At 72.9% G+C, this 26,977-nt stretch carries 21 protein-coding genes; 10 read left to right on the forward strand and 11 right to left on the reverse strand.

What is annotated here, in order from left to right:
• Window positions 1-2 precede the first annotated feature (2 nt).
• The gene (gene nrdR, locus ACFYE3_RS14040; RefSeq protein WP_133411691.1) at window positions 3-572 is read left to right on the forward strand and encodes a transcriptional regulator NrdR; all 570 of its coding nucleotides are present in this window, start codon (window positions 3-5) and stop codon (window positions 570-572) included.
• A gap of 293 nt (window positions 573-865) precedes the next feature.
• Here the strand turns inward: nrdR and ppgK are convergent, their stop codons facing one another.
• Complete coding sequence (gene ppgK / locus ACFYE3_RS14045; protein ID WP_387610146.1) at window positions 866-1,687, reverse strand: polyphosphate--glucose phosphotransferase; 822 nt, start codon at window positions 1,685-1,687, stop codon at window positions 866-868.
• A gap of 58 nt (window positions 1,688-1,745) precedes the next feature.
• Window positions 1,746-2,645 (reverse strand): type I methionyl aminopeptidase, encoded by a 900-nt coding sequence (gene map, locus ACFYE3_RS14050; protein WP_387610147.1) that lies wholly within the window; start codon window positions 2,643-2,645, stop codon window positions 1,746-1,748.
• 131 nt (window positions 2,646-2,776) lie between these two features.
• Here map and ACFYE3_RS14055 point away from each other — a divergent pair, with 131 nt between their 5' ends.
• Window positions 2,777-2,953, forward strand: coding sequence for an SPOR domain-containing protein (locus ACFYE3_RS14055; protein WP_368831695.1), 177 nt, complete (start codon window positions 2,777-2,779; stop codon window positions 2,951-2,953).
• Window positions 2,954-3,022: 69 nt separating this feature from the next.
• Here ACFYE3_RS14055 and panB read toward each other — a convergent pair whose 3' ends face one another.
• Window positions 3,023-3,859: a 3-methyl-2-oxobutanoate hydroxymethyltransferase gene (gene panB / locus ACFYE3_RS14060; RefSeq protein WP_387610150.1), complete on the reverse strand. Its 837-nt coding sequence runs from the start codon at window positions 3,857-3,859 to the stop codon at window positions 3,023-3,025.
• A 138-nt stretch (window positions 3,860-3,997) separates the two neighbouring features.
• Here panB and glnA (ACFYE3_RS14065) point away from each other — a divergent pair, with 138 nt between their 5' ends.
• Both glnA (ACFYE3_RS14065) and ACFYE3_RS14070 read left to right on the forward strand, forming a co-directional pair.
• Window positions 3,998-5,338, forward strand: coding sequence for a type I glutamate--ammonia ligase (glnA, locus tag ACFYE3_RS14065; protein ID WP_017834147.1), 1,341 nt, complete (start codon window positions 3,998-4,000; stop codon window positions 5,336-5,338).
• Between the two features lie 18 nt (window positions 5,339-5,356).
• The gene (locus ACFYE3_RS14070) at window positions 5,357-8,422 is read left to right on the forward strand and encodes a bifunctional [glutamine synthetase] adenylyltransferase/[glutamine synthetase]-adenylyl-L-tyrosine phosphorylase (protein WP_387610152.1); all 3,066 of its coding nucleotides are present in this window, start codon (window positions 5,357-5,359) and stop codon (window positions 8,420-8,422) included.
• Between the two features lie 112 nt (window positions 8,423-8,534).
• On the opposite strand, the gene glnA (ACFYE3_RS14075) is transcribed toward ACFYE3_RS14070, so the two are convergent.
• Window positions 8,535-9,959 (reverse strand): type I glutamate--ammonia ligase, encoded by a 1,425-nt coding sequence (gene glnA, locus ACFYE3_RS14075; RefSeq protein ID WP_387610153.1) that lies wholly within the window; start codon window positions 9,957-9,959, stop codon window positions 8,535-8,537.
• 195 nt (window positions 9,960-10,154) lie between these two features.
• Here glnA (ACFYE3_RS14075) and ACFYE3_RS14080 point away from each other — a divergent pair, with 195 nt between their 5' ends.
• On the forward strand, window positions 10,155-10,601 hold the full coding sequence (locus ACFYE3_RS14080) for an RDD family protein (protein WP_387610154.1): 447 nt from the start codon (window positions 10,155-10,157) through the stop codon (window positions 10,599-10,601).
• A 105-nt stretch (window positions 10,602-10,706) separates the two neighbouring features.
• Here the strand turns inward: ACFYE3_RS14080 and ACFYE3_RS14085 are convergent, their stop codons facing one another.
• The 3 genes from ACFYE3_RS14085 to lipB all read right to left on the reverse strand — a co-directional run bounded on the left by ACFYE3_RS14085 (window position 10,707) and on the right by lipB (window position 13,398).
• Complete coding sequence (locus tag ACFYE3_RS14085) at window positions 10,707-11,492, reverse strand: DUF4191 domain-containing protein (protein ID WP_387610156.1); 786 nt, start codon at window positions 11,490-11,492, stop codon at window positions 10,707-10,709.
• 127 nt (window positions 11,493-11,619) lie between these two features.
• Complete coding sequence (gene lipA, locus ACFYE3_RS14090; RefSeq protein ID WP_387610157.1) at window positions 11,620-12,627, reverse strand: lipoyl synthase; 1,008 nt, start codon at window positions 12,625-12,627, stop codon at window positions 11,620-11,622.
• Window positions 12,628-12,696: 69 nt separating this feature from the next.
• Window positions 12,697-13,398, reverse strand: coding sequence for a lipoyl(octanoyl) transferase LipB (lipB, locus tag ACFYE3_RS14095; protein ID WP_387610159.1), 702 nt, complete (start codon window positions 13,396-13,398; stop codon window positions 12,697-12,699).
• A gap of 95 nt (window positions 13,399-13,493) precedes the next feature.
• Here lipB and ACFYE3_RS14100 point away from each other — a divergent pair, with 95 nt between their 5' ends.
• On the forward strand, window positions 13,494-15,116 hold the full coding sequence (locus ACFYE3_RS14100) for a hypothetical protein (protein ID WP_387610160.1): 1,623 nt from the start codon (window positions 13,494-13,496) through the stop codon (window positions 15,114-15,116).
• A 50-nt stretch (window positions 15,117-15,166) separates the two neighbouring features.
• Here the strand turns inward: ACFYE3_RS14100 and ACFYE3_RS14105 are convergent, their stop codons facing one another.
• From ACFYE3_RS14105 to ACFYE3_RS14120, 4 genes are all read right to left on the reverse strand, one after another.
• Window positions 15,167-15,514, reverse strand: coding sequence for a hypothetical protein (locus ACFYE3_RS14105; RefSeq protein ID WP_387610162.1), 348 nt, complete (start codon window positions 15,512-15,514; stop codon window positions 15,167-15,169).
• A gap of 131 nt (window positions 15,515-15,645) precedes the next feature.
• Window positions 15,646-17,976, reverse strand: coding sequence for a 2-oxoglutarate dehydrogenase, E2 component, dihydrolipoamide succinyltransferase (gene sucB, locus ACFYE3_RS14110; protein WP_387610163.1), 2,331 nt, complete (start codon window positions 17,974-17,976; stop codon window positions 15,646-15,648).
• 110 nt (window positions 17,977-18,086) lie between these two features.
• On the reverse strand, window positions 18,087-19,454 hold the full coding sequence (lpdA, locus tag ACFYE3_RS14115) for a dihydrolipoyl dehydrogenase (RefSeq protein WP_387610164.1): 1,368 nt from the start codon (window positions 19,452-19,454) through the stop codon (window positions 18,087-18,089).
• Between the two features lie 143 nt (window positions 19,455-19,597).
• Window positions 19,598-21,151 carry a leucyl aminopeptidase gene (locus ACFYE3_RS14120; protein ID WP_387610165.1) on the reverse strand — a complete coding sequence of 518 codons (1,554 nt, stop codon included), beginning with the start codon at window positions 21,149-21,151 and terminating at the stop codon, window positions 19,598-19,600.
• A gap of 279 nt (window positions 21,152-21,430) precedes the next feature.
• Here ACFYE3_RS14120 and ACFYE3_RS14125 point away from each other — a divergent pair, with 279 nt between their 5' ends.
• From ACFYE3_RS14125 to ACFYE3_RS14140, 4 genes are all read left to right on the forward strand, one after another.
• Complete coding sequence (locus tag ACFYE3_RS14125; RefSeq protein WP_368831711.1) at window positions 21,431-22,348, forward strand: proteasome assembly chaperone family protein; 918 nt, start codon at window positions 21,431-21,433, stop codon at window positions 22,346-22,348.
• Between the two features lie 93 nt (window positions 22,349-22,441).
• Entirely contained in the window at window positions 22,442-23,737 is a 1,296-nt protein-coding gene (locus tag ACFYE3_RS14130; protein ID WP_387610166.1) for an MFS transporter, read from the forward strand.
• Window positions 23,738-23,856: 119 nt separating this feature from the next.
• Window positions 23,857-25,275: a DUF4192 family protein gene (locus tag ACFYE3_RS14135; RefSeq protein WP_387610167.1), complete on the forward strand. Its 1,419-nt coding sequence runs from the start codon at window positions 23,857-23,859 to the stop codon at window positions 25,273-25,275.
• Between the two features lie 187 nt (window positions 25,276-25,462).
• The gene (locus tag ACFYE3_RS14140) at window positions 25,463-26,959 is read left to right on the forward strand and encodes an RNA polymerase sigma factor (protein WP_387610168.1); all 1,497 of its coding nucleotides are present in this window, start codon (window positions 25,463-25,465) and stop codon (window positions 26,957-26,959) included.
• Window positions 26,960-26,977 lie beyond the last annotated feature (18 nt).

Here is a 26,977-nt window from a genome sequence, read left to right on the forward strand (position 1 = left end):
CCGTGCACTGCCCGTTCTGCCGTCACACCGACTCCCGCGTCGTCGACAGCCGCACCACGGACGACGGGACGGCGATCCGCCGCCGCCGCCAGTGCTCCGAGTGCGGCCGGCGGTTCACCACGCTCGAGACCACGACCATCTCGGTCATCAAGCGCTCGGGCGTCACCGAGCCCTTCGACCGGCAGAAGATCGTCAACGGGGTGCGCAAGGCCTGCCAGGGCAGGCCGGTGAGCGAGGACGACCTCGCGATGCTCGCCCAGGAGGTCGAGGAGACGATCCGGGCGCTGGGCGCCGCGGAGATCGAGGCCCACGAGGTGGGGCTCGCGATCCTGGCCCCGCTGCGCCGGCTGGACGTCGTGGCGTACCTGCGCTTCGCCAGCGTCTACCAGGCCTTTGACGGCCTCGGGGACTTCGAGGAGGCGATCGACCTCCTGCGGCGCCAACAGGCCGAGCAGACCGGGCAGCAGACCATCCCCGCCACCGTGGAGCCGATCGGGGCCGCCCGGAAGCGCACCGGCCGCCGACCGCGGGGCAAGGGCCTCGAGGGAGTGTCCCAGCCGCGGCTGCTCTGACGTGGTGGCCGTCCGGTGCCGTCCCGGCCTGCTGATGGCCGACCTCCCGGCGTGTCTCTTGCCGCAGCCCGGACAGCAGTCGTAGAGTGGGCTACGTAACAGGCTCCCGCCGGGGGCTGCGGAGGGGAAGCCGCGGCCCCCGGCGGGTTTTTTCTGTTCCGGGTGCGGAGAAGACCGTGCACCGACCGCAGGATGAGGTCGGTGCACGGTCTTCTCCGTGAGCGGGACGGCGTCGTGCGCTGCGACGGCCCGGACGGGCCGCTGGGGGTCGGGCCGTCCGGGTGGTGGGGTCGTCAGCGGGCGGACACCGGCAGGTCGGCACGCAGCGCGGCCCCGACGATGCCCGCGTTGTTGCGCAGTTCCGCCACCTTGATGGGCGTCCGCAGCTCCAGGTAGGGGAGGAACTTGTCGGGGTTCTTCGACACCCCGCCGCCCACGATGAACAGGTCCGGGGAGAAGAGGAACTCGACGTGGCTGAAGTAGGGCTGCAGCCGCTTGGTCGCCCACTTCTTCCAGGGCATGTCCTCGCGCTCCCGCGCCGACGCCGAGGCCCGGGTCTCGGCGTCGTAGCCGTCGATCTCCAGGTGGCCGAGCTCGGCATTGGGGACGAGCCTGCCGTCCTGCACGAGCGCCGAGCCGATGCCGGTGCCCAGGGTCAGCACGATGACGAGTCCGCCGACGCTCCGGCCGGCGCCGTACACCGCCTCGGACAGCCCCGCCGCGTCGGCGTCGTTGAGGGCCTCCACGGGTCGGCCCAGCCGCCGCGTCATGAGGGAGTCCACGTCCGTGCCGATCCACGACTTGTCGATGTTCGCCGCCGACAGGGCGACGCCGTTCTTGATGATCGCGGGGAACGCGATGCCGACCGGGGAGTCCGGAGCCGGAGCGTCGGGGCGGGCCTGCAGCTCCTCGACGATCTTCGCGACCGTCTCCGCCACCGCCTCCGGGGTGGCCGGCTGCGGCGTCGCGATGCGGAAACGCGTGCCGACGAGCTCCCCGGTGTCGAGGTCCACGATCCCGCCCTTGGTTCCGGTGCCCCCGAAGTCGACACCGATCGCTCGGCGGTGGGCCGCGGGAACGGTCGCGGGAAGTTCAGTGGTCTGTGGCTGGCTCATGGAAGGTCCTCTCGCGGGCCGGAGCGGTCGGTCAAGTGTGGGCAGTCTACGGCAGGGCCTACGGAAGTGTGAGGACGTCCACCCCGTCCTCGGTGACGGCCATGGTGTGCTCGAACTGCGCGCTGCGCCGACGGTCGCGAGTGGTCACGGTCCAGTCGTCGTCCCACTGCTCCCACTGGACCGTGCCCAGGGTCAGCATGGGCTCGATCGTGAAGACCATGCCCGGGACCATCAGGGTGGAGTAGGACGGCGCGGCGTCGTAGTGGGGGACGATCAGCCCGGAGTGGAACTCGCGGCCCACCCCGTGACCCGTGAAGTCCCGCACCACGCCGTAGTCGAAGCGCCGGGCGTACTTCTCGATGACGCGGCCGATGACGTTGATCTCGCGGCCCGGGCGGACCGCCTTGACGGCCCGGTTCAGGGCCTCCTCGGTGCGCTCGACCAGCAGGCGGGACTGCTCGTCGACCTCGCCCACCAGGAACATCCGGTTGGTGTCGCCGTGGAAGCCGTTCTTGTAGGCCGTGACGTCCAGGTTGATGATGTCGCCGTCCTCAAGCACCGTGGAGTCGGGGATGCCGTGGCAGATCACCTCGTTGAGGGACGTGCAGATGGACTTGGGGAAGCCCCGGTACCCCAGGCAGGAGGGGTAGGCCCCGTGGTCGCACAGGTACTCGTGGGCGATCCGGTCGAGCTCGTCCGTGGTCGTGCCGGGCACGGCCGCCCGGCCGGCCTCCTGCAGGGCGCGCGCCGCGATCCTGCCCGCCTCGCGGATGAGCTCGATCTCGTCCGGGGTGTAGACGTTGCCGCCGCGGCCCTCGTCCGGCTCCGCCCGGCCCACGTACTCGGGGCGGAGGATGGCCGCCGGCACGCGCCGGCCGGGGGTCACGGAGCCGGGGGCGAGGGCCCCCACGGGGGCGGTGCCGCCGGGGGCGGGAGCGGTGAGGTTGTGCGTGGGCACGGGGGTCTGGACCTCCTGGATCGGGTGAGCCGGCCCCGTCCGGGCCGGTCCGGGCCTAGGATCTACCCTAGCGCGCCGGGCACGGGACCGGCCCGGTCGACGGGGCCCGGCGGCCACCGAGAGGAGAGGTCATGGCCGAGTTCTGGTTCAACACCTACACCCACCAGGTCGAGGAGGGCCCGCAGTCGGACTACCGCAAGCTGCTCGGGCCCTACGCCACGCGCGAGGAGGCGCAGAACGCGCTGAAGCTCGCCGCGGAGCGCACCCGGAAGTGGGACGAGGAGGACCGCGCCTTCGAGGAGGGCTGAGCGGCCGCGGGCGCGGCGCCCCGCGGGTCCGGGACTGCCGGGCAGGGGTGGCGCGTCGCGGCCGGTGGCTCAGAAACCGTGCTCGGGGCCGGGGAACGTCCCCGAGCGCACGTCCTCGACGTAGCGGCCCACGGCGTCGGAGACCACTCCGTGGAGGTCCGCGTACTGCTGGACGAAGCGCGGCATCCGGCCCCGGCGCAGTCCCAGCATGTCCTGCCACACGAGCACCTGGCCCGTGGTCGCGGGCCCGGCCCCGATGCCCACGGTGGGGATCTCCAGGGCGGTGTCCACGGCTGCGGCGGCCTCTGCCGGGACCATCTCCATCACCAGGCAGAACGCCCCGGCGGCCTCGAGGGCACGGGCGTCCTCGACGAGCGTCCGCGCGGCGTCGCCGCGGCCCTGCACCCGGTACCCGCCCAGGGCGTGCTCGCTCTGCGGGGTGAAGCCGATGTGCGCCACGACGGGCACCCCCGCCTGGACCATGGCCAGGACGTGGGGGGCGAACCACGCCCCGCCCTCGAGCTTCACCGCGTGCGCGCCGCCCTCCTTGAGGAAGCGCACCGCGGTGGCCACCGCCTGCTCGGGGGAGGCCTCGTAGGAGCCGAAGGGCAGGTCCACCACCACGAAGGCGCGCTCGACGGCCCCGGACACGGCCCGGCACATCGGCAGCAGCTCCTCCACGGTGACGGGCAGGGTGCTGGAGTGGCCCAGGACGTTGTTGCCCGCGGAGTCCCCGACCAGCAACGAGTCGACGCCGGCCGCGTCGAAGATCGCCGCGGTCAGGGCGTCGTAGCACGTGAGCATCGTGAACTTCTCACCACGGCGCTTGGCCTCGCGCAGGTGGTGCGTGCGCACCCGGCGCACGTCCAGCGCGCCCGGTGCCGGGCGGGGGGTCTCCTGGGTCATGTCCCCACCCTATCGGGCGCGCCGCCCGGGCCCGTTCCCGTCCGGCGGGCGCGGCGGGGCAGCGCGTTAGAGTGGGCTGGACAGCAAGTGTGCCCGGTCGGCACAGCACGCCCGGGCAGGAAGACGAGGAAGACAACCATGGACCGTCAGCAGGAGTTCGTCCTCAGGACCATCGAGGAGCGCGACGTCCGCTTCGTGCGCATGTGGTTCACGGACGTGGTCGGGAGCCTCAAGTCGGTGGCCCTGGCCCCCGCCGAGGTCGAGGCGGCCTTCGAGGAAGGGCTCGGCTTCGACGGCTCCTCCATCGAGGGCCTTTCGCGGGTGTCCGAGGCGGACATGCTCCTGCAGCCGGACCCGTCCACGTTCCAGATCCTGCCGTGGCGCAGCGAGACGGAGCCCACCGCACGGATGTTCTGCAACATCCTCACCCCGGACGGCGAGCCCTCCTCCTCGGACCCGCGCGGGGTGCTCAAGCGCGTCCTGGAGAAGGCCTCGGACATGGGCTTCACCTGCTACACGGCGCCGGAGATCGAGTTCTACCTGCTGAAGTCCGCGGACCTCGACGCCGAGGGCCGGCCGACGCCCGTGGACCACGAGGGGTACTTCGACCACGTGCCGGGCGGCGTGGTGCAGGACTTCCGGCGCAAGGCCGTCAACATGCTGGAGGCCGTCGGGATCTCCGTCGAGTTCTCCCACCACGAGGCGGGCCCCGGGCAGAACGAGATCGACCTGCGCTACGCCGACGCCCTGCAGACGGCCGACAACATCATGACGTTCCGCACGGTCATCAAGGAGGTCGCGCTCTCGCAGGGCCTGTACGCGACCTTCATGCCCAAGCCGTTCACGGAGCACCCCGGCTCCGGCATGCACACGCACTTCTCGCTCTTCGAGGGGGACACCAACGCCTTCTTCGAGGCCGGGTCCGAGTTCCGCCTCTCCCGCACGGCCGGGCACTTCATCGCCGGCATCCTGCGGCACGCCCCCGAGTTCACGTCCGTGACCAACCAGTTCGTGAACTCCTACAAGCGGCTCTGGGGCGGGGGAGAGGCCCCCTCCTACCAGTCCTGGGGGCACAACAACCGCTCCGCCCTCGTGCGGGTGCCCCTGTCCAAGCCGGACAAGGTGCAGGCCGCGCGCATCGAGTACCGCGGCATCGACTCCGCCACGAACCCCTACCTCTCCTACGCCGCGCTGCTGGCCGCGGGGCTGCGGGGCATCGAGAACGAGTACGAGCTCCCGCCCGTGGAACTGGACGACGTCGCGGCGATGAGCTCCGCCGAGCGCCGCGCCCTCGGCCACAACCCGCTGCCCTCGAGCCTGTACGACGCCATCCGGGAGACCGAGGAGTCGGAGTTCATGGCCGAGCTGCTCGGGGAGCAGGTCTACGACTACTTCCTGCGCAACAAGCGCCGCGACTGGAACGACTACCGCCGGGTCGTCACGCACTTCGAGCTCAAGAACAACCTCGGCATCCTCTGACCCCGGACGGACCGTCCCATGACACACCCTCCCCAGTCGGCGGCCCCCGCGGACCCCGTCGCGTCCGGCCGCCTCATCAAGGTCGGCTTCGCGGACACGGGCAACGCCCAGCGCTGGCTCGCCTTCCCCGAGCTCGCCGAGGTCGACCTCGACCGGCTGCTGGAGGGCCTGGCGCTGGCGGCGTCGCCCGACGTCGCCCTGCAGCTCACCGTCCGGCTCCTCGAGAGCTCCCCGGAGCTCGCCCAGCGGATCAACGCGGGCCCGGAGGCCTCCGAGACCATGTTCCGCCTGCTGGGCGCCTCCGAGGCGCTCGGGGAGTTCCTGCTCCGGCGCCCCGAGCACCTGGACCTGCTCGAGGAGCCGGCCGCCGCCGAGCCCGGGGAGATCCCCGGGGAGCAGTTCCGCGACGCACTGCTGAAGGCGGTCGGCGCGGATCCGGCCGCGCGCACCCCGGTGGCGGCGGAGGCCGGGGACATCGCCTGCAGCGCCCTGCGCGTCGCCTACCGGCGGGAGCTGGCGCGCATCGCGATCCGGGACGTCGGGGCCCTCTACCCCGCCGACCACATGCCCGCGGTGGGCCGCCAGCTGGCCGACCTCGCCGCCGCGGCCCTCGAGGGTGCGCTCGCCGTCTCCCGGGCGGAGGCGGCGGGGACCTGGGCCCCCGAGACCGTCGACCGGGTGCGGCTCGCCGTGATCGGGATGGGCAAGTGCGGCGCCCGGGAACTCAACTACATCTCCGACGTCGACGTCGTCCACGTCATGGCCGTCGAGGACCCGGACGGCGCGGAACCCCTGGACGGGGCGGAGGCCACCGTCATCGCCACGGCCCTCGCCACGGGCACCGCCCGGGCGCTCATGGCCCGCGGCGCGGAACCCCCGCTGTGGGAGGTGGACGCCAACCTCCGGCCCGAGGGCAAGGACGGGCCGCTCGTGCGCACCCTGGACTCGCACGTGCGCTACTACGAGCGGTGGGCCGAGTCCTGGGAGTTCCAGGCCCTCCTCAAGGCCAGGCCGGTCGCCGGGGACCCGGAGCTCGGGGCGGCGTACCGGAAGGCCATCGAGCCGTTCGTGTGGCGCAGCTCCGGGCGCGAGGGCTTCGTCGAGTCCGTGCAGGCCATGCGCCGGCGGGTCACGGACAACATCCCGGCCGCCGAGGGGGAGCGCCAGATCAAGCTGGGCCCCGGCGGGCTGCGCGACGTCGAGTTCACCGTCCAGCTCCTCCAACTGGTGCACGGGCGCACGGACGAGCGGGTCCGGACGCAGGCCACGACCGAGTCCCTGGCCGCGCTGTCGGAGGGCGGCTACATCGGCCGCCGGGACAGCGAGCAGTTCTCGGCCCACTACCGCTGGCTGCGCCTGCTGGAGCACCGCATCCAGCTGTTCCGCCTGCGCCGCACCCACCTCATGCCGCGCGGGGAGCGGGAGCTCACGGTCATCGCCCGGTCGCTGCGCGGCGCCGCGGACACCGCCCGCCCGTCCGCCGACTCGCTGCTCGAGGAGTGGCGCAAGGTCAAGCGCAGCGTGCGGGGAATGCACGAGCGGATCTTCTACCGGCCGCTGCTCGCGGCGCTCGCCCACCTGCCCGAGACCGACACCAGCCTCTCGGCCGAGTCGGTGCGGGACCGGCTCGCCGCCCTCGGCTACCGGGACCCCAAGGCCGCCGTGCGCCACATCGAGGCGCTCACCCGCGGCGTCAGCCGACGGGCCGAGATCCTGCGCACCCTGCTGCCCGTGCTCCTGGGCTGGCTGGCCGACGGCGTCGACGCCGATGCGGGCCTGCTGGGCTTCCGGCGGCTCTCCGAGTCCCTCGGGACCACCCCCTGGTTCCTGCGCCTGCTCCGCGACTCGAACGCCGCAGCCGAACGGCTCTGCCAGATCCTCTCCAGCTCCCGGTACGTCACCGACCTGCTGGAGAACTCTCCGGAGGCCACCGCCTGGCTCGGCCAGGACGACGAGCTCTGCCCCGTGTCCTTCGAGACGCTGTGGAGCGAGATCCGCGCGCAGATGGCCCGTCACCCCGACCCGGGGGAGGCCGTGCGGATGATCCGGCTGATCCGCCGCCGCGAGGAGCTGCGCGTGGCGCTCGCGGACACCTCCGGGCTGCTCGACGTCGAGCAGGTCGTGGAGGCGCTGTCCGACATCGACCGGGTCTGCATCCTGGGCGCCCTGCACGTGGCCGAGCGCGAGGTCTACGACCGTGCCGGCCGGCTCGCCGACGTCCTCGTCGTCGCGATGGGCCGGCAGGGCGGGCGGGAGATCGGCTACGGCTCCGACGCCGACGTCATGTACGTCTACGCCCCGGTGGGGGACGCGGACCCTGCGGCCGCCCGGGAGCAGGCCGAGGCCCTGCTGCAGCGGATGGTGCAGCTGCTCAAGGCGCCCTGCTCACCGCCCATCGTGGCGGAGCGTGTGCTGGAGATCGACAACGACCTGCGCCCGGAGGGCAAGCAGGGACCCATGGTGCGCTCCGTCGAGTCCTACGCCGAGTACTACGCCCGGTGGGCGCAGACTTGGGAGTTCCAGGCGCTCACCCGGGCGCTGCCCGTCGCCGGCAGCGACGAGCTGGCCGACGCGTTCCGGCGGGTCGTCGACCCGCGCCGCTACCCGGAGGAGTTCGCGGAGCGCCAGCTGCTCGAGGTCCGGCGCATGAAAGCCCGCGTGGAGAACGAGCGCATGCCGCGGGGCGCGGACCCGTCCCGGCACCTGAAGCTGGGCCGGGGCGGGCTCTCGGACGTCGAATGGCTCGTCCAGACGCTGCAGCTCCAGCACGGGCACCGCGTCCAGGGGCTGCGGACCACGAGCACCCTGCGCGCCCTGCACGCCGCGGAGGAGGCAGGTCTCGTGAGCGCCGAGGACGCCGTGGCCCTGTCCGCCGCGTGGCGGCTGGCCACGGCCGTGCGCAACGGCAACGTCCTGCGCACCGGGCGCCGCTCCGACGCCCTGCCCTCGAAGCGGGCCGACCTCGAGGCGGTCGCCCGCTGGTGCGGGTACCCCCACGGCTGCGCCGGCCGGCTCGAGGAGGACTACCTGCGCACCACCCGCAAGGCCCGGGCCGTTTTCGAGCGGCTCTTCTACGGGCACTGACGGCGGCCCCTGGCGCCGTCCCCGGGGCGTCGGCGGCACCGGGAAGGCCCCGGAACCCGTCCTGCGGGTCCGGGGCCCTCCCCGTGGCGCTGCGGCGCAGCGCTGCCGCGGCTCAGACGCCGTAGTACAGCGAGAACTCCAGCGGGTGCGGGACCACGGACAGCGGCTTGAGCTCGAACTCGCGCTTGTACTCGATCCAGGACTGGATGGTGTCCTCGGTGAAGACGTCACCGGCGAGCAGGAACTCGTGGTCCTCTTCCAGGGCCAGCAGCGCCTCCTCGAGCGAGGCCGGGGCCTTCTTGATGTCCTTGGCCTCCTCGGCGGGCAGCTCGTAGAGGTCCTTGTCGATCGGGTCGGCCGGCTCGATGCGGTTGCGGATGCCGTCGAGGCCCGCCATCAGCTGGGCGGCGAACGCCAGGTACGGGTTGCACGAGGGGTCCGGGGCGCGGAACTCGAGGCGCTTGGCCTTCGGGTTGGTGCCCGTGATCGGGATGCGGATGCCGGCGGAGCGGTTGCCCTGCGAGTACACCATGTTGACCGGGGCCTCGAAGCCCTTGACCAGGCGGCGGTAGGAGTTCACCGTCGGGTTGGTGAAGGCCAGCACGGCCGAGGAGTGCTCGAGCAGGCCGCCGATGTACCAGCGGGCGAGGTCGGACAGGCCCGCGTAGCCCTTCTCGTCGTAGAACAGCGGCTCGCTGCCCTTCCACAGGGACTGGTGGCAGTGCATGCCGGACCCGTTGTCGTTGAAGACGGGCTTGGGCATGAACGTGGCCGACTTGCCGAAGGCGTCCGCCGTGTTCTTGATGACGTACTTGAACTTCTGCAGGTCGTCGGCGGCCTTCGTCAGGGTGTTGAACTTGTAGTTGATCTCGGCCTGACCGGGAGCGCCCACCTCGTGGTGGGAGCGCTCGACCTCGAGGCCCACCTCGTCCAGTGCCACGCACATGGCGTCGCGCAGGTCGGCCTGCTTGTCGACCGGGGAGACAGGGAAGTAGCCGCCCTTGGTGGCGGTCTTGTTGCCCAGGTTCCCGCCCTCCTCCTTGCGGCCCGTGTTCCAGGCGGCCTCGTCGGAGTCGATGGCGTAGAAGGAGCCCTGCGGCTGGATGTCGTAGCGGACGTCCTCGAAGATGAAGAACTCGGCCTCCGAGGCGAAGTTGGCGACGTCCGCGATGCCCGTCGACGCCATGTAGGCCTCGGCGCGCTCGGCGACGCCGCGGGGGTCGCGGTGGTAGGGCTCACCGGTGCGGGGGTTCACGATCGAGCAGGTGACCACGAGCGTCTTCTCGACGCGGAACGGGTCCACGAACGCCGACGTCGGGTCCGGGATGAGCTGCATGTCGGACTCGGCGATGCCCTGGAAGCCCCGGATGGAGGAGCCGTCGAACAGCTGCCCGTGCACGAAGAAGTCGTCGTCCACCGACTTGGCGGGGAGGTTGAAGTGCTGCTGCACGCCGGGCATGTCCGTGAACCGGACGTCGACGAAGATGATCTCCTCGTCCTTGATGAACGTGAGGACTTCCTCGGGTGTCTGGAACATGTGCTGTTCTCCTTGTTAGGTGGGCTGGACCGCCGTGCCGGGAACGCTCGATCGGCGTCCGTTTCCGGGGACAACGCTACGGACCGGGCATTAAGGCTCCGTGTCCCGGGTGTTTCCTCGGTGTTACACAGGAGGCCCCGGGGAGCCACGGTCTCCCGCCAGTCTAGGGGAGTCCCTCCCCGATACCCTGAGGGGATGATCGACAGAAGCGACGTGGGCTCATGGCTCGAGGGGCCGGGGACCGGCCCGCAGCAGTACCCGGGGCAGCGCCTCGGGAGGCCGGAGCAGGGGCCGGGCTCCGTGGGTCGCGTGGGGCGGCGGATCGTGGCCCTGGTCCTGGACTGGTTCCTGTGCTGGGGCCTCGCCGAGTGGCTCGTGCCCCAGTGGAACGAGCAGGGCCTGATGACCCTGTCGTTCCTGCTCGTGCTCAACGTGCTGCTGGTCGGCGCGACCGGCCACACCCCCGGGCACCTGCTGCTGGGCCTGCAGGTGCAGACGTTGTCAGGGCGGCCGGCGGGCTTCGCCCGCGCCGCGGTCCGCTCCCTCCTGCTGTGCCTCGTGATCCCGGCAGTCGTGTTCGACCCGGACCAGCGCGGCCTGCACGACCGGGCAGCGGACACGGTCCTCGTGCGCACGCGCTGAGCGCCCCGCCGGGCACGGCGCCCGGCACGACGACGGAGCCCCTCGCCTTCTCGTGGAAGGCGAGGGGCTCCGTGGCTGTCGTCCGGGCGAGGGCGGGTCCGCGGCTCAGCGGCCGCGCATGGCCCGGCGGTCCGGGCGGGCGCGCATCGGGTCCACGCCCTTGGGGATCGGCAGGCGGTTGCCCAGGGTGCTGATCCGCTTGTGCACCGTCTGCACCTCCTGCTGGGTGAGCTTCTTGTCGAGCTTCTTCATCCGCTTGGACAGCTCGCGCAGCGGGACCTGTCCTTCGCCCTTGCCGGTCTTGATGACGTGGATCGGCACGTTCTGGATCACGGGCCCGATCCGGCGGCGCTCCTTGGCGACGAGCTTGTCGACCCGCCCGGCGGGGCCCTCGGTCACGAGGACCACGCCGGGACGGCCGATGGCGCGGAAGATGAGATCGCGGGTGCGGGGGTCCATGGCGGCCGGCTGGTCCTCGACGATCCAGCCGCGGCGCAGCGCGGACAGGGCGGCACCGGCGGCCCCGGGCTGGTCCTCGATCCGGGCGAACGCGGCGCGCTCGGCCCGCCGGGAGAGGTAGAAGGAGGCAGCCAGCAGGGCGAACGGCAGCCCGATGAGCAGCCCGGTGATCCAGTTGCCCAGGAGGACGCCGATGAGCAGGAAGACCAGCAGGACGCCGAGGCCGATCAGCAGCATCCACCAGCCGATGTTGGGCTCGACCTCGCGGGTCATCTTGAAGACCTGCTTGATCTGACCGAGGAAGCCGGGTCCCTTGGTCGCCTTCCGCTGCTTCCTCGCCTCGCGCTTCTGCGCCCGGGTGGGCTTCCCTGTCGGCTTCCCGGGGGAGGTGGATCGCGACGTGGAGCGCGACTTGGCGTGGGAAGGTGACACGGTGAGACCTCGTCCTGTGGTGCGGTGGCGGTGTTCCGGGGGGACCCGCGGCGTCAGGGCGTCAGGGTGCCCGGCCGTGGTCCGTCCTCCAGTTTAGCGGGTGGGCGGGGCCGCGCCCCGCCCGACCTCAGCGGAGTCTCTGCAGGAGCGAGGAGGCCTCCTGGGAGGCGCTGCCGGTGTCCTCGATGTGCGCCAGGTGGTCCGGGATCACCCGGCCCGACTTCTCCATGGCCCGGGCCCACAGCCGGCCGGCGCGGTACGAGGACCGGACCATCGGACCGGCCATGACGCCCAGGAACCCGATCTCCTCAGCCATCTCGGAGAGCTCCACGAACTCCTCCGGCTTGACCCACCGGTCGATCGGGTGGAACAGCGGGGAGGGGCGCAGGTACTGGGTGAGCGTGATGATGTCGCACCCGGCGTCGTTGAGGTCGCACAGCGCCTCGTAGATCTCCTGGTTCGTCTCGCCCATGCCGAGGATGAGGTTGGACTTGGTGATCATCCCGGCGTCCTTGCCCTGGGTGATGACGTCCAGGGAGCGCTCGTAGGTGAACGCGGGCCGGATCTGGCGGAAGATGCGCGGGACCGTCTCCACGTTGTGGGCGAAGACCTCCGGCGCGGCGTCGATGACCTGCTGCAGCCGGTCGGGCTTGCCCTGGAAGTCGGGGATCAGGATCTCCACGCCGGTGTTCGGATTCAGCGTGTGGATCGCGCGGATGGTCTCCGCGTACAGCCAGGCGCCGCCGTCGTCCAGGTCGTCACGGGCCACGCCGGTGACGGTCGCGTAGCGCAGTCCCAGCTCCTTGACGGACTCGGCCACCTTGCGGGGCTCGGTGACGTCCAGCAGGTCGGGCTTGCCGGTGGCGATGTCGCAGAAGTCGCAGCGGCGGGTGCACTTGGAGCCGCCGATCAGGAACGTGGCCTCCCGGTCCTCCCAGCACTCGTAGATGTTGGGGCAGCCGGCCTCCTCGCACACGGTGTGCAGGCCCTTGCCGCGGGCCAGGGATTTCAGCTCCTGGAACTCGGGACCCATCCGTGCGGTGTTCTTCAGCCAGGACGGCTTCTTCTCGATCGGCGTTTCGGCGTTGCGCGCCTCGACGCGCAGCAGGCGGCGGCCCTCGGGGGCAACGGTCATGGTCGGTCTCCTTGTCGAGATGTCGACGGTGGTGCGCTCACGGTCCCGGCGGTCCCGGGGCGGCGCGGGTCAGCTGACGGCGGTGGACCAGGGCAGCGGGCCCGGGGTCCCTGACGGGACGAACTGTTCGCACAACTCGTCCCGGCGGGCGGATATTTCCTGCTCCATGCGCCCGACCACCGTCTCCGGGGTCACGAGTCGGCCCGTCTCCTGCGAGAGGCTCGTGACGGAGGCGTCGGTGATGCCGCAGGGGATGATCTTGCCGAACGGCCGCAGGTCGTTGGAGCAGTTCAGTGCGAAACCGTGCATGGTGGCCCGCTTGGAGACCTGTACGCCGATGGCGGCGATCTTGCGGTCCTGCCCGTGCTCGTCGGAGAGCACCCACGCCCCGGACCGGCCCGCCACGGTGGTGGCCTCCACCCCGAAGTCCGCGACCACGGCCACGATGATCTCCTCGAGCAGGCGCACGAAGCGCACGACGTCGATGGGCGTGGTCAGCCGGACGATGGGGTAGCCCACGAGCATCCCCGGGCCGTGGTAGGTGAGCTTTCCCCCGCGCCCGATCTCCACGACCTCGGTCCCGTCGTAGGGGTGCTCGTGGGGTTCGGTGCGCCGTCCGGCCGTGTAGACCGGGGGGTGCTCCAGCAGCAACACGGTGTTGTCCCGCTCGCCCGCGACGACCTCGCGGTGCACGTTCTTCTGCAGCTCCAGCGCCGAGCGGTAGTCGACGAGGTGCGGGTCGAAGCCGAGCCGTTCGAAGCAGAGGGACATGATCCCAGCCTATCGCGCGCCCGGCCCGGCGCGCGCCGGGCGGGGGCTGTGGACGGCGTCCACGGACCCTGGTGGCGTGCGGGCATGCTGGGGGCATGGAGCAGCGTCCCGTCCCGCACGGCGGCCACCACGAGCCCTCCCGGTCCCCGTCCGTCGCCGCGCGGGCGCGGCTCGCCGCGGCGGTCCGCGACGAACGTGCGCACGGCGGCGCCGGCCCGTCCGGCGGCACGTGGGCTGAGGACACGCCCCCGCGGCTCCCGCCCGAGGACGGCCTGGAGCCGGTGCGACGCCTGGGCGGGCGGTCCTGGCTGGTGCGGGAGGCCCGGTCCGGGGAGCACTTCGTCCTGCGGTCCTGTCCGGAGGCGCCCGGGCCGGAGCGCGACCGGTCGCGGGCCGCGCTCCGGTCGCTCGCCGTGGCCCTGGCGGGCCGGGACGAGCCCTGTCTCGTGGCCGTGCGCGGACTGCTGGGCCCGGCGGCGGACCCCGTGGGCCTGGTCGAGGACTGCCTGGCGGGCGGCTCCCTCGCCGACCGGCTGGCCGAGCGCGGCCGGCTGGTGCCCGCCGAGGCTGCCGCGGTGCTCCGGGACGCCGCGACGGGCCTGGCGGCCCTGCACGCCCTCGGCCGGTCCCACGGAGACCTCTCCGCCCGGCAGGTCCTGTTCCGCAGCACGCAGGCTCCCGCCGCAGGCACGGCGGCGACCCCGGCGACGGCGGACGGTGGCGGGCATCTCGCCGCCGTGCGCGCGGGCACGGCGCCCGGGAGTCCGGCGGAAGACGTCCGCGCTCTCGGGGCCGTCGGTTGGGCGGCGCTCACCGGGCGAGCACCGGCCCGGGAGGCGCGGCAGGTGCCTCTGTCCCTGCTGTGCCCTGGCGCTCCGCCCGGACTCGTCCGCGCGGTCGAGGCCGCCCTCGACGCCGATCCCTCGGCCCGGCCCACGGCGGCGGACCTGGCCGACCGGTTCGCGCGGGCCCACGAGGCGGTCCCCGACGGCCCGGGGGTCCCCTCTGCCCGTCCGGAACGGGTCCAGACGGTGGGTGGTCTCCGGGCCGTGCTCGTCGGTGCCGCGGCGCTGCTGCTGGCCGCCGGAGGCACGGTCCTCCTGCCGCGGGAAAAGCCCGCCCCGCCCGCGGTCCCGGCGGCCGAACCGGCGGCGACCCACCCGGCGACCCACCCGGCGGCGACGCACCCGGCGCAACCGCTGGCTCCCGGGCGGCCGGGTCCAGTGGCATCGGGGCCCGTCGGCGGCACGCCGCGGGCCGCCACCGACGCCGCGGAACCCCGGCGGGCGCTGCGGGAGCTGGTGGCGCTGCGGGGCGAGGCCCTGCGCACCGGTGACGCCCGGCTGCTGGACGAGGTGTACGCCCCCGGCGCCGAGGCCGCGGCGGCCGACCGGGACGTCATCGCGCGGGCAGGCGGGGACTTTCCCGAGCTCGTGCTCGAGGTCGGGAGCGTCCGCGACGCGCCGGCCGGGTCCGCGGAGCCGGGCAGGGTCGTGCTGGTGGCCGAGGTGCGGATCGACGGCTACCGCGGCGCGCCGGGCACGAGCCCGTCCGTGGTGCCGGCCGGGGACGGATGGGTGCAGACGGTCCTCGTGGCCCTGGTCGAGGGGGAGCGGGGCTGGCGGCTGGCCGGGGTGGAGCCCGCAACGGGTGCGTCGGGCCCGCCGGGGGCGGACCCGGTCGAGCAGGAGCCGGCACGGCAGGACCCCCGGGGCTGACGGGCAGCGCCGGGGGTCCGGTCGTCGGGGGTGCAGGGCGGGGGCGGGGCTCACCAGAGGGTGGCGACCGCCATGTTGATCAGCGCCAGCCCGCCCACGGCGTGGGCCAGACCGGTCGAGACCGTCTCCCCCCGCCTGGTCCGCCGCTGGCCCACGAAGGCGGCGACCGCCACGGCGAGGGCGACCAGCAGCTTCACGGCGACCTTGACGTGGTTGACGTCGCCGTCGCCCATCTCGTGGACGGCCACGAGCAGGAGACCGGTCACGAGGCTCAGCAGCGAGGCGTGGAACTGTCCGGGGGACACCGTGGGGCGCTTCATGGTGTAGATCCAGGTGCCCACGATGATCGCAGCGCCGACGAGGTGCAGGAAGACGAGGAGTCCGGTCAGGAAGGTCATGTCCCCGACCCTATCGGAGCGTCGTCAGCGGACGCCGAGAGGGCGTGTCCCTGTGACCAGGAACACGCCCTCTCGGTGCCCCGGGCCCTCCGCAGGTGCTCAGCGGGGGCCGGGGACCGGCACGGGGCCGGTCAGAGGCCGACCTCGGACTCGAAGCGGCCCTCCTCCAGGCGCGCCTTGAGCGCCTGAAGGAAGCGACCGGCGTCCGCGCCGTCGACCAGGCGGTGGTCGTAGGTCAGCGACAGGTAGCACATCTGCCGGATGGCGATGGTGTCGTTGCCGTCGGCGTCGGCGACCACCATCGGGCGCTTCACGATCGAGCCCGTGCCGAGGATCGCGACCTGCGGCTGGTTGATGATCGGGGTGTCGAACAGGGCCCCGAACGAACCGAGGTTCGTGATCGTGAACGTACCGCCGGTGAGGTCGTCCGGCGTGATGTTGCCGTCCTTGGCCCGGGAGCCGAGATCCGCGATCTGCTTGGCCAGGCCGCCGAGGTTGAGGTCGCCGGCGTTCTTGATGACCGGCACCAGCAGGCCCTTCGGGGTGTCCACCGCGATGGCGATGTTCTCCGAGCCGTTGTAGACGATCTCCTTCTCGGCCTCCTTGAAGGTGGCGTTGAGCTTGGGGTGGGCCTGGAGGGCCTCGGCCACCGCCTTGGCGAAGAACGGCAGGTAGGTGAGCTTAGCGCCCTCCCGCTCCTGGAACTTCGCCTTCGCCCGGTCGCGCAGCACGGCCACCCGGGTCATGTCGACCTCGGTCACCTGGGTCAGCTGGGCGGCCTCCTGCAGCGACTCGCGCATGCGCTGGGCGATCGTCATCCGGATCCGCGGGGCCTTCTCGGTGGTCCCGCGCTTGGCGTCCGCCTTCGGCGCGGCCGGGGCGGCCTCCTTCGCCGGCGCGGCAGCTGCCGGCTCGGCTGGGGCCTCGGCGGCCGGTGCCGCGGCGTTCTTCTGCTGCTCGGCGGCGGCCAGCACGTCCTGCTTGCGGATGCGGCCGCCCACACCGGTGCCGGTGAGCGCGGAGAGGTCCACGCCCTCCTTCTTGGCGAGCTTGCGCACCAGCGGGGTCACGTAGGACGAGTTGTCGCCGGTCGGGGCCTCCGCGTTCTCGGTGCGGGCGCCGTCGCGCTGGGCGGCGTCCTGCTGCTCGTCCCCGGAGGTGTCGGCCAGCACGGGCTCGTCGGTCTTGACCAGGGCCTCGTCGCGGGACGGCGCCTTCTCCTGCTTCCCGGCGGAGGAACCCTCGTAGCCCTCGCCGCCGGCGGAGGGCTGCTTCGCCGGCTTCTCCTCGGCGGAGGACTCCGCGGCGGGCTTCTCGGCCGGCTTCTCCGCGGAGGGGGCGGAGCCGGAGCCGATGATCGCCAGGACCTGGCCGACCTCGGCGTCCTCGTCCTCCTGCACCCGGATCTCCAGCAGGGTCCCGGCCACGGGGGAGGGGACCTCGGTGTCGACCTTGTCGGTGGAGACCTCCAGCAGCGGCTCGTCGACGGCGACCTCGTCCCCGACCTGCTTGAGCCACCGGGTCACGGTGCCCTCGGTCACGGACTCGCCGAGTGCGGGCAGGGTGATCTCGCTGCCCTCGCCCGTCTGCTGGGCCTCGGCCTGCGGGGCCTGCTCCTCGCCGGAGGACTCCTGGCCGGACGACTTCTGCTCGGCGGCCTCGTCGGTCGCCTCCGGGGTCTCGGCCTCGGTCGCGGCGTCCACGGCCTCCTCGGCGGAGGGCTGCTTCGCCGGCTTCTCCTCGGCGGAGGACTCCGCGGCGGGCTTCTCGGCCGGCTTCTCCGCGGAGGGGGCGGAGCCGGAGCCGATGATCGCCAGGACCTGGCCGACCTCGGCGTCCTCGTCCTCCTGCACCCGGATCTCCAGCAGGGTCCCGGCCACGGGGGAGGGGACCTCGGTGTCGACCTTGTCGGTGGAGACCTCCAGCAGCGGCTCGTCGACGGCGACCTCGTCCCCGACCTGCTTGAGCCACCGGGTCACGGTGCCCTCGGTCACGGACTCGCCGAGTGCGGGCAGGGTGATCTCGCTGCCCTCGCCCGTCTGCTGGGCCTCGGCCTGCGGGGCCTGCTCCTCGCCGGAGGACTCCTGGCCGGACGACTTCTGCTCGGCGGCCTCGTCGGTCGCCTCCGGGGTCTCGGCCTCGGTCGCGGCGTCCACGGCCTCCTCGGCGGAGGACTCCGCGGCGGCCTCGTCCTGGCCGGATCCGCCGTCGGACCCGGAGCCCGAGCCGTCCCCGATGACGACCAGCGGCGCGCCGACCTCGACGTCCTCGTCCTCCTCGACGAGGATCTCCTCGATCACGCCCGCCACGGGGGAGGGGATCTCGGTGTCGACCTTGTCCGTGGACACCTCGACCAGGGGCTCGTCGACGGCGACCTCGTCACCGACCTGCTTGAGCCACCGGGTCACGGTGCCCTCGGTCACGGATTCGCCCAGTGCGGGCAGGTTTACGGTTTCTGACATGGTCCGACCGTCTCTCTTTCGGTGCCTTCGATGATGCCGTCCGGGCGCCGGGCCCGGTTCCGGGGTGGTGGGGGGAGGCCCCGCCCGGGAGGGGCAGGGCCTCGACGCGGTCAGCCGTGCAGCGGCGCGCCCGCGAGGGCCATGGCGGCCTCGCCGATGGCCTCGTTCTGGGTGGGGTGGGCGTGCACGAACGCGGCGACGTCCTCGGGGTAGGCCTCCCAGTTGACGATGAGCTGGCCCTCGCCGATCTGCTCGCTGATGCGCTTGCCGATGGCGTGGAAGCCGATGATGGGGCCGTCCTTCTCGCGCACCAGCTTGATGATGCCGCCGGTGCCCAGGATCGAGCTCTTGCCGTTGCCGGCCAGGTTGTACTCGGCCACCTCGACGTTGTCCTCGCCGAACTTCTCCTTGGCCTTCGGCTCGGTGTAGCCCACCGAGGCGATCTCCGGCTCGGTGAACGTGACCTTGGGGATGTTCACGTCGTCGACGACGGCCGGGTTCAGGCCGGCGATCTCCTCGGCCACGAACCGCCCCTGCTGGTAGCCGCGGTGGGCGAGCTGGACGCCGGGGACGATGTCGCCGATCGCGTAGATGTTGCCCACGCCGGTGTGCAGCCGCTCGTTCGGGGTGACGAAGCCGCGATCCATGGGGATGCCCTGCTCCTCGTAGCCCATCTCGGCGGTGTTCGGGCCGCGGCCCACGGCGACGAGGACGATGTCGGCCTCGAAGACCTTGCCGTCGGCCAGGGTGACCTTCGCGCCGTTGTCGTCCTGCTCGACCTTCTCGAAGAAGGTGCCGAGGCTGGACTTGATGCCGCGCTTCTTGAACTCCCGCTCGAGGATCTTGATGAGCGCGGGGTCCTCGTTGGCGACCAGGTGGGGCAGGCCCTCGATGACGGTGACGTCCACGCCGAAGGACTTCCACATGGAGGCGAACTCGCAGCCGATCACGCCGCCGCCGAGGACGATGGCGCTCTTGGGGACGAAGTCGATCTCCAGCGCCTCGGTCGAGGTCATGATCCGTCCGCCGATCTCGACGCCCAGGGTCTTGGAGATCGAGCCGGAGGCCAGCACGACGTGCTTGCCCGTGTAGGTGGTGCCGTCGACCTCGACGGTGTTCTCGCCCGTGAGCTTGCCGACGCCCTCGATGACCTTGATCTTGCGCATCTTCATCAGACCGGTGAGGCCCTTGAACTTGCCGGCGACGATCTTGTCCTTGTACTCCCGCACGGCCGCCATGTCGATGGAGTCCAGCGTGGTGTGGATGCCGTACTTGGAGCTCTCCCGGGCGTCCTCGGCCAGCTCGGCGGAGTGCAGGTAGGCCTTGGTCGGGATGCATCCCCAGTGGAGACACGTGCCCCCGAGCTTGTTCTTCTCCACCAGGGCCACGGTGAAGCCGAGCTGGACGGCCCGCAGCGCGGCGGCGTAGCCGGCACTCCCTCCGCCGAGGACGAGGATGTCGAATTCGTTGTCGGCCACGTGTTTGGCTCCCTTGCGCGTTGACGTCGTTCCGGGTGGGTCGCACCCGTCCCGTGACGGGTTCGTTTCGTACATACCTTAGCCCTACGCCGGAGGGAGCGACCAGGCGGGCGCTCCCTCCGGCGCAGGGGTGTCGCGGGACCTCAGCCGCGCTCGGCGACGGCGTCCTCGAGCAGCCGCACGAGCGTGCGCACGCCCGCGCCCGTGCCCTCCGTCGGGGTGTAGCCGTAGGGCGATCCCTCGTTGAAGGAGGGGCCGGCGATGTCCACGTGCGCCCACGGCACCCGTGCCCCGTCGTCGCCGCCGACGAACTCGCGCAGGAAGATCCCGGCGACGAGCATCCCGCCGTTCTTGTCCCCGATGTTCTTGAGGTCGGCGACCTTCGAGTCCAGGGACGGGCGCAGGTGCTCGGGCAGCGGCATGGGCCAGCCGTCCTCGCCGGCGCCGCGGGCGGCCTCGGCCACGGCGGTGCGCAGGGTCTCGTCGCCCATGACCCCGAAGGTCCGTGCGCCCAGGGCCACCATCTGCGCACCGGTCAGCGTGGCGATGTCGACGACGGCGTCGGGGCCCTGCTCGCACGCGGCCACGAGACCGTCGGCCAGCACGAGGCGCCCCTCCGCGTCGGTGTTGAGCACCTCGACGGTGCGGCCGCCGCGGATGGTGATGACGTCGCCGGGGCGGGTGGCCGTGGACGAGGGCAGGTTCTCGGCCAGGCACAGCCACCCGGTGACCTTCACGGGCAGGCCCAGCTCGGCGGCGGTGAGGACGGCGGCGAGGACGGCGGCGGCGCCGGCCATGTCCGACTTCATGGTCATCATCGAGGCCGGGGGCTTGAGGGAGAGCCCGCCCGAGTCGAACGTGATGCCCTTGCCCACGTAGGCGTAGTGCTTCGTGGCGCGCGCCGGGGCGTACTCCAGCTTGACGAGGCGCGGGCCGTGCACGGATCCCTGTCCCACGCCCAGGAGCCCTCCGTAGCCGCCCTTGGCGAGCTCCTTCTCGGCGAGCACGGTCACCGACACCTTGGTGCCCTCGGCGGCCTGCCGGGCGTAGTCCGCGACGGCCTCCGGGTACATGACGTTGGGGGAGAGGTCCACGAGGGTGCGGGCCGCGCGGACGCCCCGGCCGAGGGCGGCGGCGCGGTCGAGGCACCGGCTCAGCGCGGCGCGCGCCACGCCCGGGGCGTGCACGACGGCGGAGGCGAGGGGGGCCCGCACGGACCCGGCGGTCGCCGCGCGCTGGTGGGCGAAGGCGAAGGCGCCGAGGGCGGCGCCCTCGGCGACCGCCGCGGCGTCCTGCTCGGAGTCCACGGGCAGGGCGAGCACCGCGGAGTCGGTCCCGGCGAGCCGTCGCACGGCGGAGCCGGCGGCCCGGCGCAGCGCCTCCGCGCGCTCGGCGGCGTCCTCGGGCAGGAGACCGACCCCGGTGAGGACCACCACGGTGAAGGGCAGCCCGGACGGCGCCGGCACCACGGTCACCTCGTCGGCGGATCCCTTCACGCGCAGCGCCGCCGCTGCGTCCACGACGGCGGCGAGCTTGCGCTGCTCCCCGGCGGGGAGCAGGACACGGCCCGAGCCGTCGCCCTCCCGCCCCTTCTCCACGCCGAGCACCAGCGCGTGGGCCGGCGTCCGGCCCAGGGTCCTGTGCGTGGCGGTGAGCTCGATGCCCCGGGATTCGAGCAGGTCCTGTACGTCGGGCATGGATCGTCCTTTCGCTGAGGTCGGGACCGGCGGGGCAGGTCCGGTCCGCTCCCGGCGGCCCGGCCCGGCCGGCAGGCGTGCTGTCGATCCTATCCCCGTGGGTCCGCGCCGCCGGGGCCCGGACCCACGGGGCGTGCCGTGGCGGTGCCCCGCCGTGCCCGGCGGGGAATAAGGGGGTGCCTGCGGACGGTTGACATGATCCGGGCGCGCCGACGGCGGCGTGCTCCCACCGGCCGCCCCACGGACGCCCGGAACCGACCCACCCCAGGAGGAAGAGCTGTGCTGGACCCCACCTCGCTGTACCTGAGCAATCCCGCTCTGCTCGAGGACGCCCGGGTTCGTGGCCTGCCGCTGATCGTCGCCCTGTCCGGCTACGCGGAGGCGGGGCACGTGGCCGTGCAGATCGAGCACACCATCACGGAGGCCCTCCCGCACGAGGTCGTGGCCCGTTTCGACCTGGACCAGCTCTACGACTACCGTGCACGCCGCCCGCACGTGAGCTTCGTGGAGGACCACTTCGAGGGCTTCCAGACCCCGGAGCTGTCCCTCCGGCTGGTCACGGACGGCCTGGGGCGCAGCTTCGCGCTGCTGACCGGCCCCGAGCCGGACCTGCAGTGGAACCGGTTCACGGAGGCCGTCGTGGGCCTGGCCCGGCGGATGGACGTGTCCCTCGTCGCCATCGTCTCGGGGATCCCCATGCCCGTCCCGCACACCCGTCCGTTCATCGTCTCGGTGCACGGCAACCGGGCCGACCTGCTGCCCGCCGAGCACGCGTGGAAGCCGGTCGTGGAGATGAGCTCGTCGGCCGCTCAGCTGCTGGAGATCCGCCTGGGCGAGGCGGGGATCGACAACATCGGCTTCACCGTCCACGTCCCGCAGTACCTGGCCGAGGCGCACCTGCCGCACGCCGCCGTGGCCGCCCTCGAGCACATCAGCGCCGTGACCTCGCTGACCCTGCCCTCGGACGAGCTGCGCGAGGCGGCCCGCGAGATCGAGCGCCAGATCGACCAGCAGGTGGGTGCGTCGCCCGAAGTGCAGGCGGTCGTCTCCGGCCTGGAACAGCGCTACGATGACGTCGTCGACGCCTCGGCACCGCGCTCCCTGCTGGTGGGGGACGAGTCCGAGCTCCCCGACGCCGACGAGATCGGCGCCGCGGCCGAGGCCTTCCTCGCCGCCCAGGAGGACGACCAGGACTGAGCCCGGCCGGCGCGCGGGGCGGTCCGGCGTCGTCGCGGGCGACCCCGTCGTCCCGGGTCCCCACCGGGACCCGTCCCCCCGAGAGCGAAGTGCATGCCGTCCGACCGGTACCGGGTCCACGAGCCCGGCAAGGACTCCCGCCGCGCCTACCTGGTCTTCGCGATCGGCACCTTCGCCTACTTCAGCGCCGTGGCCCAGCGCACCAGCTTCGGCGTCGCAACGGTCGACGCGGCCGAGCGCTTCGGCACCGCCGCCTCGGCGCTGTCGATGTTCTCGCTCATGCAGGTCCTCGTCTACGCGGCGCTGCAGATCCCCGTGGGCGTGCTCGTGGACCGGTACGGCTCCCGCGTCATGGTCGCCACCGGGGCACTGCTCATGGCGGTCGGGCAGGTCCAGCTGGCCCTGGCCGACACGGTCGGCGAGGGCGTGGCGGGCCGCGTGCTCGTGGGCGCGGGGGACGCGACCACCTTCGTGTGCGTGATGCGTCTGATCCCCGCCTGGTTCTCCGCGCTGCGCGTGCCGCCGCTGACCCAGTTCCTGGGCGTGGTCGGCAACCTCGGCCAGCTCGTCTCCGTCATCCCGTTCGCCTGGCTGCTCGAGCTGACCGGGTGGTTCCCGTCCTTCGCGGCGCTGGCCTCCCTCGCGCTGCTCGCCGCCGTGCTCTCCGCGGCCCTGCTGCGCAACGCACCCCCCGGGGTGGAGGTGCTGAACCGTGAGCTGGGCCTGCGGCGGACCGGCCAGGTGCTCCGGGAGAGCGTGGCCGAGCCCGGGACCCGGCTCGGCTTCTGGGTGCACTTCACCACCCAGTTCGCGGGCAACACGTTCGTGCTCATGTGGGGCTACCCCTATCTCGAGTACGCCCAGGACCTGTCGGACACCACGATCTCCCTGGTGATGACCTCCTTCGTGCTGACCAACCTGGCCGTGGCCCTCGGCCTCGGCGGGCTCTCCGCCCGCCGCCCGCACCGCCGCGTCCGGCTGTCCCTGGGGGTCACGGCCGTGATCTTCGCGGCGTGGACCGTCCTGCTGGTCTGGCCGGGGACGGCTCCCGTCCCGGTCGTGCTGGCCGCCGTGTGCGTCATCGCGATCAGCATGCCGGCCTCCATGATCGCCTTCGACATCACCCGAAGCTTCAACCCGGCCCGCCGCTCGGGCACCGCCACGGGCATCGTCAACGTGGGCGGTTTCACCGCCTCGGTGCTGGCCATCTTCGTCACCGGCTTCGTGCTCGACGTGCTGCACGCCGGGGGCTTCCGCGACGAGCTGTACGCCCCCGACGCGTTCCGGGTCGCGATCGCGGCGCAGTTCCTGGTCGCGGCGGCGGGCGCCGCGGGCGTGCTGGCCACCGCCCGGCGGGTGCGCCGGCAGCACGGGCACGACGCCGCCTGACCGGCCCCGCGATCCATCGGCACTGCACCGCGCCGGGCACCGGGTCCCGGCGCGGCCGGCGGTCCACAGGTCGGGCCCGGGCCGGCGCCCCCGGCCTCGGGAGTGCCCAGGCTGGGCGCATGAGACAGCACCCCACCCGAGACCCCTTCGTCCCCGTCGTCCGGTGCGCGGCCGACCTGCTCGCCGTCGTGCCGCACACTCTCGGCTACCGGCCCGCCGACTCCCTCGTCCTGTTCGCCGCCGGCGGCGGGACGGCGGGGGCGTGCGTGCGCGTGGACCTGCCGGGCGGCCCGTCCGGCGGAGGCCTCGAGGAGGCCTTCGTCACGGAGCTCGCCGAGCTCGTGGGCCACGACGCCCTGAGCGACCGGGTCTTCGTGATCGTGTACACGTCGTCGTCCCCCGGGGACCCGCCCGGCGCGCCGGCCCCGCCCCCCGGGGTGGACCGTGTGCTCGCCGTCGTGGACGAGGCCGCCCGGCGCGCGGGGCGGGCCGTGGCGGGGCGCTGGATCGTGGCCGGCGACCGCTGGTGGCCGGCCGAGGAGCCGGCCGACGTCCAGGACGTCGCCTGCATCGAGGACAGCGTCGTCAACGCCGCGCTCGTGGCCTCGGGCAGCTCCTACGCGGCCGCCCCGCGGCTTGCCATGGACCACGAGTACGGGGCGCTGCCCGCCGGCACCGACCGTGGCACCGGGCGCGCCGCGATCCGCTGGGCACGGGCCGGGGAGGGCGCGTGGCACCACCTCGACCGCCTCGGGCCGGCACTGTCCGTCTGGGCCGACGTCCTCGCCGCGGTCCTGGGCTCGCCCGCCGGACCGATGCCCGCCGTGCTGGGCCTCGACGACGAGCTGCTCGGCTTCCTGGCCTCGAGCCTGACGGACCCCGTGCTCGCCGACCTGCTCCTCGCGGCCTGTGCCACGGACGACCAGGCCGGCGTCCTCGCGGCCGCCGCGATGTGGGCCGAGCTGTGCGACGACGTCGACGACCAGGAGGACGGACCCGGTGCCGAGGGCGTCCCGATCGGGCCCACCCGCGCACCGGTCCCCCCGGGCGTCCCGCCGGTGCCGCCGCGACCGTCGGCCGGTCCTGGCGGCGGCAGGCCCGGCCGGGCTGCCGCCCCGGTGCCCGCGCCCGACGCGGGGGAGCTGGTCCGGTTCTCCCGCGTGCTCTCCGGCGAGTGGGCGGAGACCCCGCACTGGTCGCTGCTCGACACCCTCTACCGGGTGCTGCAGGTGCTCAGCTGGCTCCTGGAGTCCGCGGGGCCGGGTGCGGGGTCGGGTGTGCGGCCGGGAGCGGCCGAGGACGCCGAGCGGGCCGGGGCGGACGACGAGGCGCGGGGGCGAGCCGTGCTCGCGGGCGTGCTCGTCGAGCTCGCGCAGCTCAACCGTTTCCGCGCGCGCGGTTCCCACACCGCGCACTTCGTGCGCCGCGCCACCGCCCTGGTCCCCGGTCACCCGCCCGCGCTGCGCGTGCTGCGCCTGGCCGACGCCCGGCCCGTGCCCCTCTGGGCCCGGGACCGTGCCACCGCCTGGCACTCCTGAGCCGCGGGTCCCGAGCTTTTTCCGTTCCGTCCGGCCGGGCGGGAACAAATCCTGCCCACGGGTGGTTCCGGCTGTCAGGACCCTTCAAGCCCGCCGCGCCGGACACTGCCCGGCGCACGGACTTGACAGGGTCATAGGCGTGTTGCCCGGAGGGCGGACGCCGTGACCGCTCAACGAAAGGCTCTCAGTGTCACCTGCCGCCAGCAACAAGACGACGGACACCGCCGCCGAGACCCCGGGCACCGGGGACGCTCGGTCGCCGTCCGGTACCACGGGCACGTCGCCGCGGGCGAAGACCGCCGCTGCGAAGTCGACCGCGACCAAGAAGACCGTGGCCGCGAAGAAGACCACGGCGGCGAAGTCCACCGCCGCGAAGTCCACCGCGCCCAAGAGCGCCACCGGGGCCGCCTCCACGAAGTCCACGGCCGGCAGGTCGACCGCGACCCGGACCGCCGCGAGCAAGCCCCCGGCCGCGCCGAAGGCCACGGGCCGCAAGAAGGCGGCGGCTCCGGCGGACAAGGAGGCCCTGGACGTCGTCGGGGAGTCCGAGGAGGACGTCGTCGTCACCGACGACGCCGACATCGAGACCGCCCTGACCGACGAGGCCGGGGTGATCGACCCCGAGGTGGACGAGGACGCCGAGGCGGAGGAGGAGGCCGCGCCCGAGGAGGCGCCCGCCGCGCCCGCGCCCAAGGACGAGAAGACCTCGGGCTTCGTCATCACCAACAACGACGACGACGACGCCCCGGCCCAGCAGGTCGTCTCCGCCGGGGCCACTGCCGACCCGGTCAAGGACTACCTGAAGCAGATCGGCAAGGTCGCGCTGCTGAACGCGGAGCAGGAGGTGGACCTGGCGCTGCGGATCGAGGCCGGCCTGTACGCGGAGCACAAGCTCGCGGACGGGAAGGACTCCCTGGACCCGCAGACCCGCAAGGAGCTGCGCTGGGTCGTCCACGACGGCAAGCGCGCCAAGAATCACCTGCTCGAGGCGAACCTGCGCCTGGTCGTCTCGCTGGCGAAGCGCTACACCGGTCGCGGCATGCTCTTCCTGGACCTCATCCAGGAGGGCAACCTCGGCCTGATCCGCGCGGTCGAGAAGTTCGACTACACCAAGGGCTTCAAGTTCTCCACGTACGCCACGTGGTGGATCCGCCAGGCCATCACCCGGGCCATGGCCGACCAGGCCCGCACCATCCGCATCCCGGTGCACATGGTCGAGGTCATCAACAAGCTGGCCCGCGTCCAGCGCCAGATGCTGCAGGACCTCGGCCGGGAGCCCACCCCGGAGGAGCTGGCCAACGAGCTCGACATGACGCCCGAGAAGGTCGTCGAGGTGCAGAAGTACGGCCGGGAGCCGATCTCCCTGCACACCCCGCTGGGCGAGGACGGCGACTCCGAGTTCGGCGACCTGATCGAGGACTCGGAGGCCGTGGTCCCCGCGGACGCCGTGAGCTTCACGCTCCTGCAGGAGCAGCTGCACTCGGTCCTGGACACCCTCTCCGAACGGGAGGCGGGGGTCGTGGCGATGCGCTTCGGCCTGACCGACGGCCAGCCCAAGACGCTCGACGAGATCGGCAAGGTCTACGGCGTGACGCGGGAGCGCATCCGGCAGATAGAGTCCAAGACGATGTCCAAGCTGCGCCACCCGTCCCGTTCGCAGGTGCTGCGCGACTACCTCGACTGACCGGCCGGTCCCGCGCCC

The organism is Kocuria arenosa (assembly GCF_042879215.1).
Lineage (GTDB): Bacteria > Actinomycetota > Actinomycetes > Actinomycetales > Micrococcaceae > Kocuria > Kocuria arenosa.

Excerpts from the sequence above, each read along its gene's own strand:
- ACFYE3_RS14070 (WP_387610152.1), top strand. The coding sequence starts at position 5,357 with ATGACACACCCTCCCCAGTCGGCGGCCCCCGCGGACCCCGTCGCGTCC.
- ACFYE3_RS14130 (WP_387610166.1), top strand. The coding sequence starts at position 22,442 with ATGCCGTCCGACCGGTACCGGGTCCACGAGCCCGGCAAGGACTCCCGC.
- ACFYE3_RS14105 (WP_387610162.1), bottom strand. The coding sequence starts at position 15,514 with ATGACCTTCCTGACCGGACTCCTCGTCTTCCTGCACCTCGTCGGCGCT.
- lipB (WP_387610159.1), bottom strand. The coding sequence starts at position 13,398 with ATGTCCCTCTGCTTCGAACGGCTCGGCTTCGACCCGCACCTCGTCGAC.
- lipA (WP_387610157.1), bottom strand. The coding sequence starts at position 12,627 with ATGACCGTTGCCCCCGAGGGCCGCCGCCTGCTGCGCGTCGAGGCGCGC.
- panB (WP_387610150.1), bottom strand. The coding sequence starts at position 3,859 with ATGACCCAGGAGACCCCCCGCCCGGCACCGGGCGCGCTGGACGTGCGC.
- ACFYE3_RS14055 (WP_368831695.1), top strand. The coding sequence starts at position 2,777 with ATGGCCGAGTTCTGGTTCAACACCTACACCCACCAGGTCGAGGAGGGC.
- ACFYE3_RS14120 (WP_387610165.1), bottom strand. The coding sequence starts at position 21,151 with ATGCCCGACGTACAGGACCTGCTCGAATCCCGGGGCATCGAGCTCACC.
- ACFYE3_RS14135 (WP_387610167.1), top strand. The coding sequence starts at position 23,857 with ATGAGACAGCACCCCACCCGAGACCCCTTCGTCCCCGTCGTCCGGTGC.
- glnA (WP_387610153.1), bottom strand. The coding sequence starts at position 9,959 with ATGTTCCAGACACCCGAGGAAGTCCTCACGTTCATCAAGGACGAGGAG.
- sucB (WP_387610163.1), bottom strand. The coding sequence starts at position 17,976 with ATGTCAGAAACCGTAAACCTGCCCGCACTGGGCGAATCCGTGACCGAG.
- ACFYE3_RS14080 (WP_387610154.1), top strand. The coding sequence starts at position 10,155 with ATGATCGACAGAAGCGACGTGGGCTCATGGCTCGAGGGGCCGGGGACC.
- glnA (WP_017834147.1), top strand. The coding sequence starts at position 3,998 with ATGGACCGTCAGCAGGAGTTCGTCCTCAGGACCATCGAGGAGCGCGAC.
- ppgK (WP_387610146.1), bottom strand. The coding sequence starts at position 1,687 with ATGAGCCAGCCACAGACCACTGAACTTCCCGCGACCGTTCCCGCGGCC.
- ACFYE3_RS14100 (WP_387610160.1), top strand. The coding sequence starts at position 13,494 with ATGGAGCAGCGTCCCGTCCCGCACGGCGGCCACCACGAGCCCTCCCGG.